13 protein-coding genes are annotated in these 13,109 nt (G+C 66.9%); 7 read left to right on the top strand and 6 right to left on the bottom strand.

Annotated elements, in window-relative coordinates:
* Window positions 1-53 precede the first annotated feature (53 nt).
* The gene (gene mraY, locus PT931_RS14625; RefSeq protein WP_456246282.1) at window positions 54-1,166 is read right to left on the bottom strand and encodes a phospho-N-acetylmuramoyl-pentapeptide-transferase; all 1,113 of its coding nucleotides are present in this window, start codon (window positions 1,164-1,166) and stop codon (window positions 54-56) included.
* A gap of 135 nt (window positions 1,167-1,301) precedes the next feature.
* Between mraY and PT931_RS14620 the strand changes: the two genes are divergently transcribed.
* The 3 genes from PT931_RS14620 (at window position 1,302) to PT931_RS14610 (ending at window position 3,156) form a co-directional block, all read left to right on the top strand.
* Window positions 1,302-2,318 (top strand): MarR family transcriptional regulator, encoded by a 1,017-nt coding sequence (locus PT931_RS14620; RefSeq protein ID WP_456246281.1) that lies wholly within the window; start codon window positions 1,302-1,304, stop codon window positions 2,316-2,318.
* Window positions 2,319-2,447: 129 nt separating this feature from the next.
* Window positions 2,448-2,750 (top strand): hypothetical protein, encoded by a 303-nt coding sequence (locus PT931_RS14615; protein ID WP_456246280.1) that lies wholly within the window; start codon window positions 2,448-2,450, stop codon window positions 2,748-2,750.
* Window positions 2,728-3,156, top strand: a complete 429-nt coding sequence (locus PT931_RS14610; protein WP_456246279.1) for a hypothetical protein — start codon at window positions 2,728-2,730, stop codon at window positions 3,154-3,156. Before PT931_RS14615 ends, PT931_RS14610 begins: the two co-directional genes overlap by 23 nt.
* 683 nt (window positions 3,157-3,839) lie before the next feature.
* On the opposite strand, the gene PT931_RS14605 is transcribed toward PT931_RS14610, so the two are convergent.
* Window positions 3,840-4,307 carry a hypothetical protein gene (locus PT931_RS14605; RefSeq protein WP_456246278.1) on the bottom strand — a complete coding sequence of 156 codons (468 nt, stop codon included), beginning with the start codon at window positions 4,305-4,307 and terminating at the stop codon, window positions 3,840-3,842.
* A 7-nt stretch (window positions 4,308-4,314) separates the two neighbouring features.
* Here PT931_RS14605 and PT931_RS14600 point away from each other — a divergent pair, with 7 nt between their 5' ends.
* Entirely contained in the window at window positions 4,315-9,582 is a 5,268-nt protein-coding gene (locus PT931_RS14600; protein ID WP_456246277.1) for an RHS repeat-associated core domain-containing protein, read from the top strand.
* Window positions 9,579-10,181: a hypothetical protein gene (locus PT931_RS14595; protein WP_456246276.1), complete on the top strand. Its 603-nt coding sequence runs from the start codon at window positions 9,579-9,581 to the stop codon at window positions 10,179-10,181. Before PT931_RS14600 ends, PT931_RS14595 begins: the two co-directional genes overlap by 4 nt.
* A gap of 234 nt (window positions 10,182-10,415) precedes the next feature.
* On the opposite strand, the gene PT931_RS14590 is transcribed toward PT931_RS14595, so the two are convergent.
* From PT931_RS14590 to PT931_RS14580, 3 genes are all read right to left on the bottom strand, one after another.
* A complete protein-coding gene (locus tag PT931_RS14590; protein ID WP_456246275.1) occupies window positions 10,416-10,619 on the bottom strand; it encodes a hypothetical protein in 204 nt (67 codons plus the stop codon).
* Between the two features lie 196 nt (window positions 10,620-10,815).
* On the bottom strand, window positions 10,816-10,977 hold the full coding sequence (locus PT931_RS14585) for a hypothetical protein (protein WP_363724032.1): 162 nt from the start codon (window positions 10,975-10,977) through the stop codon (window positions 10,816-10,818).
* 59 nt (window positions 10,978-11,036) lie between these two features.
* Complete coding sequence (locus PT931_RS14580; RefSeq protein WP_456246274.1) at window positions 11,037-11,237, bottom strand: hypothetical protein; 201 nt, start codon at window positions 11,235-11,237, stop codon at window positions 11,037-11,039.
* A 175-nt stretch (window positions 11,238-11,412) separates the two neighbouring features.
* Between PT931_RS14580 and PT931_RS14575 the strand changes: the two genes are divergently transcribed.
* Both PT931_RS14575 and PT931_RS14570 read left to right on the top strand, forming a co-directional pair.
* The gene (locus tag PT931_RS14575) at window positions 11,413-12,306 is read left to right on the top strand and encodes a helix-turn-helix domain-containing protein (protein WP_456246273.1); all 894 of its coding nucleotides are present in this window, start codon (window positions 11,413-11,415) and stop codon (window positions 12,304-12,306) included.
* Window positions 12,307-12,314: 8 nt separating this feature from the next.
* Window positions 12,315-12,503: a DUF397 domain-containing protein gene (locus tag PT931_RS14570; RefSeq protein ID WP_456246272.1), complete on the top strand. Its 189-nt coding sequence runs from the start codon at window positions 12,315-12,317 to the stop codon at window positions 12,501-12,503.
* A 121-nt stretch (window positions 12,504-12,624) separates the two neighbouring features.
* Here the strand turns inward: PT931_RS14570 and PT931_RS14565 are convergent, their stop codons facing one another.
* Window positions 12,625-13,005, bottom strand: coding sequence for a DUF1304 domain-containing protein (locus PT931_RS14565; protein ID WP_456246271.1), 381 nt, complete (start codon window positions 13,003-13,005; stop codon window positions 12,625-12,627).
* Between the last annotated feature and the right edge of the window lie 104 nt (window positions 13,006-13,109).

The following is a 13,109-nucleotide window of genomic DNA, read 5'->3' as shown; positions in this document are numbered from 1 at the left end:
CGGCCCGCCCGTCAGCCGGGCATCCGGCACCCGGGTCGTCCCGGGGTGACCCGTCAGCCGTACGCCTGGAGGAACGCCCCGTAGAACACGCCCAGCGCGGTCAGCACGCCCAGCCCGGCGACCAGCCAGAACCGGACCACGATGTTCACCTCGCTCCACCCCACCAGCTCGAAGTGGTGGTGCAGCGGCGACAGCCGGAAGATCCGCCGGCCGGTGGTCCGGAACGAGATCACCTGGAGCACGACCGACATCGTGATGATGACGAACAGCGCGGCCAGGATCGGGGTGAGCAGCACGGTGCGGGTGGCCATCGCCATGCCGCCGATCAGGCCGCCCAGGCCCAGCGCGCCGGTGTCGCCCATGATGATCCGGGCCGGCGAGGTGTTCCACCACAGGAAGCCGAGCAGCGCCCCGGCCGCGGCGGCGCCCACCATCGCGATCTCCAGCGGGTCCCGGGTCGAGTAGCAGTACGCACCCGCCTGGCTGGCCGGGTAGTCGGGGCACCAGTGCCGGTACTGCCAGAACGCCATCATCGTGTACGCCATCAGCACCAGGATCGACGCGCCCGTGGCCAGGCCGTCCAGCCCGTCCGTCAGGTTCACCGCGTTGCTCATCGACATGATCACGAAGACGAAGACGACGATCGCGAACACCTGCCCGGTCCGCAGCCAGTCGATGTCCCGCACCAACGACAGGTACTCGCTGCCCACGGTCATCGTGTACCCGTTCACGGTGCGCGGGAAGCCCAGCGCCACCCAGCCGAGGCCGCCCCCGACCAGTACCTGGCCGATGAGTTTGCCCTTCTTGCTCAGGCCCTTCGGGTTCTTCTGCCGGACCTTGATCCAGTCGTCGAGGAACCCGACCACGCCACAGCAGACCAGCAGCCCCAGCAGCACCACCCCGGTCACGGTCACGCCGGCGCTCCGGGTGGCCGTGGCCGGCATGGTGGCCAGCACCCCGTGCCCGACCGCGTAGGCGGCCACCGTCGCCACGATGAAGACCACCCCGCCCATCGTCGGCATCCCCTGCTTGCCGGTGTGGGTCGCGGCGCCCAGCGACCGGATCGGCTGACCGGCCCGCAACGCCCGGAGCAGCCGGGCCGCCAACGGCGTGATCAACAGGGACAGCACGAAGGCGACGAACGCCGCGGCGATGACAGCCCGCACAGGCCGGCTCCGTTTCTGGGCAGGGGTCCCTGTGCCCCCGTGACACAGGGACCCGTTGTGTCCCCAGCCAACGGGACAGCGCGCCGAACACCCATTGTTTTAGGCTGAGGCGAATCCTGATCGGCCGGAGGTCGCATGTCACAGATACGGTTCGAGGTCGCCGACCTCGCCGAGATCCGGTTCTGCGTCTCCCCGATCTGGGAGACGGTCACCAGCCTCTGGGCGCTGGCCGACCCGTCCCGGCACGCCTGCCACCTGCCCTGGATCCGCTGGGCACGCACCGTCGCGGCCCGGCCCTCCCTCGCCCCGCACGTGGACCTGCTGACCGCGTTCGCCCGCCCCAAGGCCCCCCTGCCCGACTTCCTCGTCCCGCCGCCCGGCGACCCACTCGTGGAACTCGCCGACGAACTCGCGGCCGTCCGCGCCACCCCACCCGAGATCGTCGCCGTCGACATCCTCAGCACCCACCGCCCCGCCGCCCCCCTGCACCCGCTCGCCCGGGCCGCCGCCACCGACCCGGCCCACTGGCTGCCCCGGATCGCCGACGCCGTCGACGCCTGGTGGCGGGCCGCCATCCTGCCGCACTGGCCCCGGATGCGGGCATTGTTGGAGGCCGACATCGGGCACCGGTCCCGGCAGTTCGCCGAGGGTGGGCCCCGGCTGCTGTTCGACACACTGCACCCCAGCACCAGCTGGGCCGGCGACCGGCTGCTCGTGGAGGACGCGTTCCGGATCGACGTGGCCGTCGCCGGTTCCGGGTTGCCGCTGCGGCCCAGCCTGTTCCTCGACCACCGGGTGATGCTGACCCAGTCGGACTGGAATCCGCCGTCGGCCATCTATCCGGCGCGGGCCGTGGGGACGCTGTGGGAGTCGTCCGGGCAGCGTCGGCCGCAGTCGCTGGCCCGGCTTCTCGGTGCCAATCGGGCGCGGTTGCTCGCGTTGACCGCCACGCCGGTGACCACGACCGCGCTGGCCGCCCGGACCGGGTTGACCCCCGGGAGTGTGTCGCAGCATCTGGCCGTTCTGCATCAGGCCGGGTTGCTCAGTCGGCACCGGTATGGGCGGGAGGTGCGGTACACGCACACCGAGTTGGGTGGACAGTTGCTCGCGCCGCCCGGGCCGGCGGCCCTCGACCTGGTTCCGCCCGAGTGACCGCGGTCGCCGGACCTGATCGGCCTGCCAGGAGCCCTGACCCGAACCGGACGCGCCACCGCCCCATGCACGTGCTGCGTCGTGACAATGCCCGGCGCATCGGATGCCTCACCGTCTGAAAGGGACCCCATGACCACCTACACGCAGCGCGAACTGGAGTTGATCGCGGAGACGACCACGCGGCTGAACTCGGGCGAACGGGTCGACGACACGATCACGTACCTGAAGGAAGCCGGCCTCGACATGACGGACAGCATGCTTGTGCTGACCGAGACTAAGTTGATCTCCGCAGCGGAGGCGAAGCACGCTGTGTTCCGGCACCCCGCGTGGGTGGTCGAGCGCACGGCTGCGGTCGAACTGCACAGGGTGCTCATCGAGGCTATCGACGAGCACCCTGAGGATGGTCCGTATGTTCGGGATCTCGCGGGCTGAGGCGGTGACGGTCGCCAAAATCATCCTGATGGTACTGGGTGTGGAGGTTCTGTCCGCGACGCAGGTGATGTGCGTCGTCCGGTGCTTGCAGGGGGATCTGGTCTGTGGGCAGCGGCTTCGTGCCGTCGGTCACGATGGTGAGGACGTGCCGTCGGCGGGCCCGCTCACCGTCGCCGGCATGTGGAGGTACGAGATAGCCGTGGACCTCGTTGACGCGCCACACTCGGCCAAGGTTCTCCTCACGGGCACCCTGGGCGAGGGTGGCTCGGGGGTTCGTCTTGTCGGAGCGTCGCTTCCTTCCCGCGAGGCGGCAGGCGCGGCGGCCCAGGGTGCCGGGGTGGCCATCCGGGCTGTGCCACAGGACACCTCGCCGGCAGAATCTCATGTTTGGTTCACTACGTCATAGTTGACGATCTATGTCCATATCATCTGTGACCTACGTCGCAGGTCATCTTGGTCGATGTGAAACGGGTCTTGTCGGGGTGTCGGGGTCTCCGTAATGTCCAGCCCGCTGGTGTTGCGGGTTCGATACATACGGGGGTTCGGCGTGCGGCGTTTGTCGCTTGTGGCTGTCTTGTCCACAGTGTTGGTCGGCAGTCTACTGTCGGGGGTGCCCGCGTTGGCGGCCCCCGGAACGGGTGCGGATGCGCCGGATGTGTCGTTGGCGCCGTCGTCGCCGTTCCCGTTGAAGCCTGTGGCTCCGGGTGCGCCGATGACGTACGCGACCGGGGACACGCCTGTGACCTGGCCGGCGCCGGGTTCGGCGGTTGTGGAGCTGGGCACGGCCTCGTCCTTGCGGAAGACCGCGCCCGCCGCTCTAGTGAAGGCCGGGTCCCTGCCGGTGCGCCTCGGGACGGCGGCCTCGACGTCCGCCGCTGCGGCCCCCGCTGACGACGAGAAGGGTCTGCGGTCGGCCGCGGCCGCGGCGCCGTCGCAGGTGTTGGCGGAGATCGTGGACCGGAGCAAGGTCTCGCAGGTGGTGTCGAGTGGCACGGGTCTGCGGGTGACGCGTGCCGACGGAGGTACGACGCCGGGTCGGGTGCGGGTCGAGTTGGACTATTCGGGGTTCTCGGAGGCGTTCGGCGGGAACTACGGTTCGCGGCTGGTCCTGGTCGAGTTGCCGGCGTGTGTGCTGGTGACTCCGGAGCGCAGGGAGTGCCAGACGCAGACCCCGGTGTTGGGGGCGACCAACAACGCGGTGTCGAGGACGGTGTCGGCGGATGTGGACGCGGCTCCGGTGGACACGGCCGAGCCGCGGGCGCGTTCGATGGCCGTTCCTGCCAGTGTCGGGGTCTCCGCTCCGGTGTATGCGTTGGCGTCGGCGCCTGGTGGGCCTGCGGGGGACTTCTCGAAGTCGTCGTTGGGGGAGTCGTCGTCGTGGACGGCTGGTGACTCTGGTGGTGGTTTCTCGTGGTCGTATCCGTTGAAGACGCCGCAGGCGCCGGCGGGTCCGCAGCCGGCGTTGAGTTTGTCGTACTCGTCGGCGGCGATCGACGGGATGACGAATGCGACGTCGGCGCAGGGTTCGCCGATCGGCGCGGGTTGGGATCTGAGCACCGGTCATGTGGAGCGCTCGTTCGTGTCGTGCGCGGACGACGGCACGGCGACCGGGGACCTGTGTTTCAGCGGCCAGTACTACTCGATGTCGTTGGACGGGAAGTCCGGGGCGCTGGTCAAGGACGGGACCTCTGGCCAGTGGCACATGGACGGCGATCCGGGTTGGAAGGTCGAGAACCTGCCTGACCACACGGGTTCGATGTTCAACGGCGGTCAGTGGAAGGTGACGACCGCTGACGGGACGCAGTACTTCTTCGGGCGGCGGGTGCGGTTCGAGGGGGACGCGGGCACAAGCTCGGAGCAGTCCGTGCCGGTCATCGGCAACCACCCGGGGGAACCGTGCTACACCAGCCCGGACATCAAGGCCTCCACGTGCTGGCAGAACTACAGGTGGAACCTCGACTATGTCGTGGACCCCGCCGGTAACTCGATGTCGTACTTCTACACCCAGGAGTGGCAGAAGTACGGCATGTGGAACAACCAGACCACGGCGACGTTCCACCGGGGCGCGTTGCTGCACCACATCGAGTACGGCACCCGCGCCGGCCAGGAGGGTTCCGGCCCGGCCCCGTACCGGGTCGAGTTCCCCACTCTGTGGCGGTGCAAGCCCGGTTCGAGCTGTGCCTGGAACGACCAGCCGAACTTCCCGGACGTGCCGTGGGACCAGTTCTGCGACATCTCGTGGACCTCGTGCCCGTCGGTGCAGTCGCCGACGTTCTGGATCCTGAACAAGATCTCGGCGATGGAGACCAAGGTCTATGACCCGGTCTCCTCCACCTACAAGAAGCTCGACCGGTACGACTTCCCGTCAGGGTTCCCGACCGTGTCCGACAACAGTTCGCCGTCGTTGTGGCTGGAGTCGGTCACCCACACCGGCTACGACTCCGACGGCACTGCCCTGGCGACCCCGCCGGTCCATTTCTACGGCGTCCAGAAGAACAACCGCGCTGACCACAACGTGTCGACCGGTTCGCTGCCGATGGTGCACTACCGGGTCGGTGAGATCTCCTCGGAGACCGGTGCGAAGACGACCGTGACGTATTCGGGCGAGGACTGCGCGGCCGGTTCCCCGATGCCGGACCCGGACATGAACACGAAACGCTGCTTCCCGCAGTACTGGAAGCCGGTCGGTTCCCCGGCGGGGTGGGCGTGGTGGCAGAAGTACGTCGCCACCCAGGTCACCGTCACCGACTCTTTGAGCGTCAGCCCGGTGGAGACCTGGTCCTATGCCTACAGCAACGACAACTCCGTGCCCGCCGCAGGCAAGCCGAACGTGCTGTGGGGCCACAACAACGGCTTCATGACCCCGCTGCCGCAACGCTCCTGGTCCGACTGGTACGGCTACTCCCAGGTCGTCACGACCCACGGCGTGGCGGGTCAACAGCCTCAGACCACAGTCCGCCGGTACTACCGGGGCCTGCACGGCGACCGCACCGACGCCGGCTGGGGTACCCGCAGCATGAATGTGTTCAACTCCGAGGGCACCAACGGTCCCGACTGGGAGAACCTGCGCGGACACCTGTGGGAGGAGTACTCCCTCACTAATGGTGTCGCCGACCACGTGACCGTCCACGACCTGCAGGGCTGGGTGCTGTCCAACACCGCCACCGGCGAGAAGCCCCGGATCGCCTCGGCCATCCGCGAGGTGGGCACCCAGGTCCGGACCCGGATCCAGCACACCGCCCTTCCCGTCTCGCGGATCACCAGGGTCACCACCGAGTACGACGCGGAACTGTTCCCCTCCAAGGTGATCGACCGCGGTGACCTGTCCATCCCCTACGACGACGTGTGCACCGTCAACACCTACAACCGCAACCTCACCACCCACATCCTGTCCACCATCTCCCAGACCGAGTCGTTCGCCTGCCCCGGCGGCACCATCCCCAACGGGGCACAGCCGCTCAGTGGTTCTCAGACCTACTACGACGGCGCCGCCGACGTGACCGGCCTGGCCACGGCCCCGACCAAGGGGCAGCCGACCCGGGCGAAGTCCCTGTCGGCGAACGCGCCCGGATACGCCACGGTCGGCCTGACCGAGTACGACACCCTCGGCCGGGTCGTGAAGGTGACGGACGCGGTGGGCCGGTCGGCGACCTCCGCCTACACGCCGGCCGGTGCCGGAGCGCCGACGCAGGTCGTGGCGACCACTCCGCCGCCCTCGGGCACCGGTGTGGGGTTCGCGACCACGACGAAGATCAACCCGCACACCGGTCTGCCGGTCAGACAGACGGACCCGAACGGGAAGACGACAGAGGCCTACTACGATTCCCTGGGTCGGGTTGTCTCGGTGTGGGGACCAGGCCGGGTCAGGGGCATCAACACCGCGAGCGTCACCTACAGCTACTCCATCTCCAAGACAGCGCTGCCGGTCATCACGACATCCGCACTGGGCCCGGACAACGACCGGATCGTGTCCTACGAGATCCTCGACTCCCGATTCCGCCCCCGCCAGACCCAGACGGCCACCCAGACCGGCGACCGCCATGTCATCGACACGGCCTACGACACCGCCGGACGTGTCATCAAGACCTCGTCCCTCGGGGTCACCGGCGCACCGTCGGCGACGCTCCAGGCGGTCAGCGACACGACCGCGGCCACCCAGCACCGTTTCACCTACGACGACCTGGGCCGCCAGACCGTGGACGAGTTGTGGGGCGCGGGCGTCAAGCACTCGCAGACCGCGACGGCCTACGACGGCGACAGTGTCACGGTGACCCCGCCGGCGGGCGGCACGGCCACGACCACGTTCACCAACGCCAAGGGCAAGCCCAGCATCCAGCGCCAGTTCCTGGGCTCCGCCCCGTCAGGTCCGTTCCAGGACACGACTTTCGAGTACGACCTCCTCGGCCGCCAGACCACCGCCACCACCGCTGGTAGCACCTGGACCACCGATTACGACATCCGCGGCCAGGTGAAGCGGAAGATCGACCCGGACAACGGCATCACGACCATGAAGTACTACGAGGACGGGCAGCTCGAACACACCGTCGACGCGGAGTCACGCAAGGTCGCGATGAAGTACGACGGGATGGGTCGCAAGACCGGGATCTACGTGGACACCATCGGCGGAACGCAGCTGGCGTCCTGGGTCTACGACACCGTGGAGAAGGGACAGCTGACCTCCTCCTCGCGGCACGTCGGCTCCGAGTTGTACACGACGGCGGTGACCGCCTACGACAGCGGCTACCGCCCGCTGGGCACCTCGATCACGATCCCCGATTCAGTGGGCACCACGCTGAAGGGCGTCTACACGACGACCTTCACCTACAAGGACAACGGCGCCCCGGCCACGATGACCTACCCGGCGGCCGGGACGATGGCGGCGGAGACGCTGACCTACGCCTACAACTCGGCGGGCCAGCAGACCTCGATCACGAGCCCACTCGACACGTACCTCGCCGAGGTCACCTACGACTACGACGGTGCCGTCCTGCAGTCCGTCCACGGCAAGGGTGACAAGCGGGTCAAGGTGTCGACTCCGCGCCAGGTCGCGACCGGACGCATGGCCGAATCCCAGGTCGACACCGAGAAGGTGTCCGCGCCGGGCGGATGGGAAGAGCAGTACACCGAGAAGTACGCCTACGACCTGGCCGGCAACGTCCTGGGCATCAACGAGACCAAAGCCAACACCACGATCTCCAACCAGTGCTTCGGGTACGACGGCCTGCGCCGCATGACCCAGTCCTGGACCACCGCGGCCACCACCTGCCAGTCAACCCCTTCAACGGGGGTACTCGGCGGCGCCGACCCGTACTGGACCACCTACGGTTTCGACACCGCCGGCAACCGGACCACCGAGCTCAAACACGCCGCACCCGGCGGCGGTCTCGGCACTGACACTCTGCGCACCTACACCACCCCGGGAGCGGGCCAGCCCAAGGCGCACTCGCTGACGAAGGTCGACACCAAGGTCGGGGCCGCTGCCGCCACCACGACCGACACGTTCACCTACGACAGCACCGGCAACACCACCACCCACAACAACGCCACCTACACGTGGAACGTCCTCGGCAAACTGTCGAAGGTCGCCATCAGCGGCGGCGCGACCACCGACTTCGTCTACGACGCCGACGGCAACCGCGTCCTGCGCAAGGACTCCACCGGCACCACCACCTACCTCGGCAACACCGAGATGCACGCCAACACGCCCGTGTCGTCCCCAACAGTGACCCGGACCTACCCGGGCGCGGTACGCACCACCGACGGCGGACTCGTCTGGATGCTCGGTGACCACCACGGCACCAGCCAGACCAGCATCAAGGCCACCGACCTCACCGTCACCCGCCGCCGCACCGACCCGTTCGGTGGCCCCCGAGGCACAGCTGTCGCCTGGCCCACCCAACGCGGCTTCGTCAACGGCGTCAAGGACCCCGACACTGGCCTCATTCACATCGGCGCCCGTGACTACAATCCCACCACAGCCCGCTTCGTCTCGGTTGACCCAGTGTTCAATGAAAGCGATCCACAGAGTTGGAGCGGCTACACCTACGCCAACAATGCCCCCCTATCGGGTAGTGACCCCACGGGATTGGTCATGACAACGGGTGATGGGGAAGATATCAGCAGCCCGAATGCCCGTAAGGACAAGACGGGTTCAACCAATGGAAGTGCGCCGCAAAACAATCCGAAGAAGGGCCCAAGCAACCCTTGTGACTGGGACAACTTTGTTGGTCCCTGCTGGACCCCGCCCCCTTCGAAGTCGACGGACAAGGCCGGCAATGCTAGGGGAAACTCGGTAGCCTATCATCGTATGTTGGATTTCTTCTCCTATGAGATCAACGCTAACGCTAACTCGGATGAAGCCGACGAAATGAGATGGCTTAACTCCCTGTGTGTGGCGACGCCGTCAGCCTGTGCGGCGGCGCTGTACGAATGGGCGGTTCACGTGAGGCCTGGTGCCGTGTGGGACCACAAAGACTATCTGCGGAATAGGTACAATCTCGCGGATGGCAAGAACATCTGGTTTGATATCGACGGCTCGGACTACAGTGTGCGCATGGACATGTGGTCGAACATTCACTATGGGTATGTGGGTGCTGCGGCAGGTTTCGGGGAAGCCGAACTCCAAAATGGTCAACGCGTGCCAATCTTGTCCGGGGCCTCACAGCCTATTGATAACATAACTGTACAAATCGGTATTGACCTATATAAAAGCCACCCTAACGGAATTACTCCGGAGATCTTGAATCAGGAAATCCAGAAGCGTCTGCCGGAGATGCTGGCTGCGTCGCAGGGCTCCGATCGGTTTGCCGTGCTAAGGAAGGTCCAATGGTGAATTCGGGCAAGTCTGTGAAGCTATCTCAATCGCCTCGCAAGCCTCGGGTCATCTGGGCCGTGGTGGCTTTGATTTGTGTTCTGTGCCTGACCTTGGGTGGCGGGTTCGCCTTAGTCAACGCTGGCGGGAAGCCTACGATTGCGACGACCACTCTGTTGCTGACCAGTGGAGATATCGACAAAGAGCTGGGTTCATCATGGGTGAGCAAGATGCCTGACGTTCCCAATGTTCTTCATGGTGAGGAAAGTGTCAGCCGTAGCTGGGAACGGGACGCAAATCTCCTAGGGCTTGGTGTGGCTCGATTCAGTGGTCCGCTGGCTGCGAAGTGGGAGGTCTACCAGTCGGAGCCCGAACGGCCTTCCGAGAATCGCGAGCCTCGCGAGTCTCGCGTGAGCAGGATGAATAGAATGGACAGCGCGATCGTGCTGTGTAAATGGGGGGAATTGAATGACTGCAGGGCCTGGATGTATGTTGGGCGTCTCGGTCAGTATGTTTTCCGCCTGTCGCTCACGAACGTCGAGAGTGCGCCGTTGTCGGAATCAAAGTTCAACGCATTGGTCGAGCTTGTAGAGAAGTCGGCTCTGGACCATCTCGGCTGACTAGACGCATCGACCGGCGTTGCTAGATGCGCCAGCCTGGGCGGGCTCGGGTGTGGAAGAGGCCTGGGAAGGTTGGGCAGGGGAAGGGGAGTACCCGGGAGAGTTGGGTCGGTGTGAACGACTCGATCTGGGTGCGGGTGAAGCGGGTGCGTTCCGTGCCGCGGTCGAAGCACGCCGGGTGGGCGCATCTCGGGCCGCCGGGTGCGGGTTCCGGTGGGCGCGGGCGGGGCGTGGTCATCGGGTGCGTTCGGTGCGGGGACGGATGTGCCAGCCCCGGCACGGGTCGCAGCGCACCGCGACCAGGTGGCCGTGGCGGCCGCCGGCGAGGCGGAGTACGTGGAGGGCCTCGGTGTCGGTGAGGACCGCGAGGCCCATTCCGGTGAACCGGCAGCGTTCCGGTGGGCCGGGTAGTGCCCACGCGCTGTAGTAGACGGTCATGACGCCCTTTCGGCCCGGCCGGCCAGCGCCGTGGATGAGGCCGTCGGCGGGTCGGACATCAGGGTCGGGTCGTCGAGGGTGTCGGTCGGTGGGTCCGGGTCAGTGGGGCCGCGCCGCGCCGACGTGTTGCAGTAGACGGTCACGACGCCCTCTCGGAGGAGCCGGCCCGGGGCGCGCGTCGGTGGTGGATGGATGGTCATGACGGGTCCGGGGTGTCGAGGTAGCGGCGGGCGGCGCGCCGGGACGGGCACGGGGCCGGGGTCACCCAGCCGGTGTCGGAGTAGCACCTGCCGCACGAGCCGATCAGGTTCTCCACATGTGTGTCGAGCGTGCGCTCCGCGTGTTCCCGCGAGGTCATGACGGGCTCGTGCCCCCGTGACGCCGGCTCGGCCGGGAGCTGGCCACCGTCCCCGGCGGTCACGGTTCGCCGCACAGGGTGCGGAGGGCGGCGCGGGACTCGGTGGTGGTGGGGCACGGGTCGGGGAGGGGCTCGCCGCTGGGGTGGACGCAGACGGGGCACAGGCCGTCGACGCCCAGGTGGCGGCGCAGGAGGTTGGCCAGGGCGGTCGCCTCGCGCTGCCAGCCGGCGAGTTCCGCCTCGATCGTGGAGTGGCTCATATGGGCGAAAGTAGAACCCTCCGACATGGAATTCAACGTTCCAGGGCGTAGGATCCGGAACTGTTTCGAGGGGTACGGATCTGGCGTTTCGTACCCCGCCGCCCGGTGTCGTCCGCAACATTCGCGCCTATATTGGAACGCGGACGCCAGCCCCAGTGAGGAGCCGGTCAGACCGATGAACACGTCCGACGGAGCAGGCAGTTCGGTACCGCGCAGGCAGCTCGGCAGGCGGTTGCGCGCGCTGCGGGAGAAGTCCGGGCTGCGCGCCGACCAGGTCGCCGAGACCATCGACGTCTCCCGCCAGACCCTGTGGCGGATGGAGAACGGCGACCCGAGCGTCAAGTACGGCCGCTCCCACATCGAAGCCCTCTGCCGCGTCTACAGGCTGGACGAGAGCACCACGGTCGGGTTCGTGCAGCTGGCGGCAGAGACGAAGGCCAAGGGTTGGTGGCACCCATACGGTGACTTGATCCGCGACAGCTTTGGGTTGTACTTCGACCTGGAGGCAACGGCATCCCACTTCAAATGGTATGAACCGACATTCGTTCCCGGACTTCTGCAGACTCGGGAGTATGCCGAGACGATCATCAGCGCCACACCTGGTAGGGCGAAGGAAGAGACGGCGCGCCGTGTCGAGATGCGCATGGCGAGGCAGAAGGTACTGACTCGGACAGTTCCTCAGGCGCCGCAGTTGGACATTGTGTTCAGCGAGGCTGTGGTGCGGTGCCCGGTGGGCGGTCCCGCGACGATGGCGGCCCAGCTTCGACACATCAACGGCTTGTCGCACCTTCCCAACGTGTCGATCCGGATGGTGCCATTCGCATTTGGATACCACCTCGGTATGCCTGCGCGGGACTTCACAATTCTGGAGTTTCCACGTTCCGGCGACAGTGAAGCTGAGCCGACGACCGTCTATGTTGGCAACTATGCCGGAGAGCTGTATCTCGATGGGCCAGAGGCGGTGAGGAACTTTGCGATCGCATTCGATGACCTTCGCAATGTGACCCTCAACCAGGCGGACACACGAAAGTTCCTGGCCAACGTAGCGGAGGAGTTCGATCAGTTGTGACGACCAGCATGACGAAAGCGGTTTGGCGCAAGGCCGCTCGGAGTAACCCAGATGGGAACTGTGTCGAGGTCGCCCAGGTCCCCGGCGTGACCGGCGTCCGGGACAGCAAAGACGCCACCGGCCCGGCCCTCCTGGTCACCCCCACCGACTGGCACACCTTCACCACCGCCGCGAAGACCGGCACCTTCACCCGGTAGCGCAGCCCCCAGCCGTCCGGCAACCCGCATCCGCACCCGCACCGCAGTCCGGGCTGGCAGCCGTCACCGAAAGCACGTCTCGGCAGGTCCGCGAAGGACGCACTCGTCGGGAGCTCACCGGTCAGAGCGTGAACAGGGCTGCGATCAGGGCGATCAGCGGCGGGACACTCTGCCCGAGCGACCCCCGCCACAGCCTGCGGTCGGCGATGAACAGGATGCCGCCGGAGATGGCCATGAAGATCAGCACGTAGTAGGTGATGGCGCTGCCGGCCGCCTCGTGGCCCGAGTGGTACAGGAGGAGGCCGGCGACCGGGCCCGCCGCGACACCGTAGTTGTAGAAGCCCTGGCAGAAGGTCCACAGCCGCAGCTCGGGCGGGTTGTTCGTACTCCCCGTCAGCAGTTTGCGCACTTCGGGCCGGTGGAAGAGGAAGCTCTCCAGGGTGCCGGCCCAGATGTGCACCAGCACGGCGATGACGGCGAAGACCTGGGTCACGACGTTCATGCCCTGATTATCCGACTTCCACACCCTCGACGCGGGCGGATCCGGGAGCCCGGAGCGGCGGTCGGCCTCCCGTGGGCGAGGCTTCCGGCTCCCGAGTGGGCGAC

The organism is Longispora urticae, from assembly GCF_053902585.1.
This window is presented reverse-complemented; position numbering and strand designations above follow the sequence as displayed.

Coding starts and splice junctions, on each gene's coding strand:
- PT931_RS14565 (WP_456246271.1), bottom strand. CDS start 13,005: ATGAACGTCGTGACCCAGGTCTTCGCCGTCATCGCCGTGCTGGTGCAC.
- PT931_RS14580 (WP_456246274.1), bottom strand. CDS start 11,237: ATGAGCCACTCCACGATCGAGGCGGAACTCGCCGGCTGGCAGCGCGAG.
- PT931_RS14570 (WP_456246272.1), top strand. CDS start 12,315: ATGACGAAAGCGGTTTGGCGCAAGGCCGCTCGGAGTAACCCAGATGGG.
- PT931_RS14615 (WP_456246280.1), top strand. CDS start 2,448: ATGACCACCTACACGCAGCGCGAACTGGAGTTGATCGCGGAGACGACC.
- PT931_RS14620 (WP_456246281.1), top strand. CDS start 1,302: ATGTCACAGATACGGTTCGAGGTCGCCGACCTCGCCGAGATCCGGTTC.
- PT931_RS14610 (WP_456246279.1), top strand. CDS start 2,728: ATGTTCGGGATCTCGCGGGCTGAGGCGGTGACGGTCGCCAAAATCATC.
- PT931_RS14585 (WP_363724032.1), bottom strand. CDS start 10,977: ATGACCTCGCGGGAACACGCGGAGCGCACGCTCGACACACATGTGGAG.
- PT931_RS14590 (WP_456246275.1), bottom strand. CDS start 10,619: ATGACCGTCTACTACAGCGCGTGGGCACTACCCGGCCCACCGGAACGC.
- PT931_RS14575 (WP_456246273.1), top strand. CDS start 11,413: ATGAACACGTCCGACGGAGCAGGCAGTTCGGTACCGCGCAGGCAGCTC.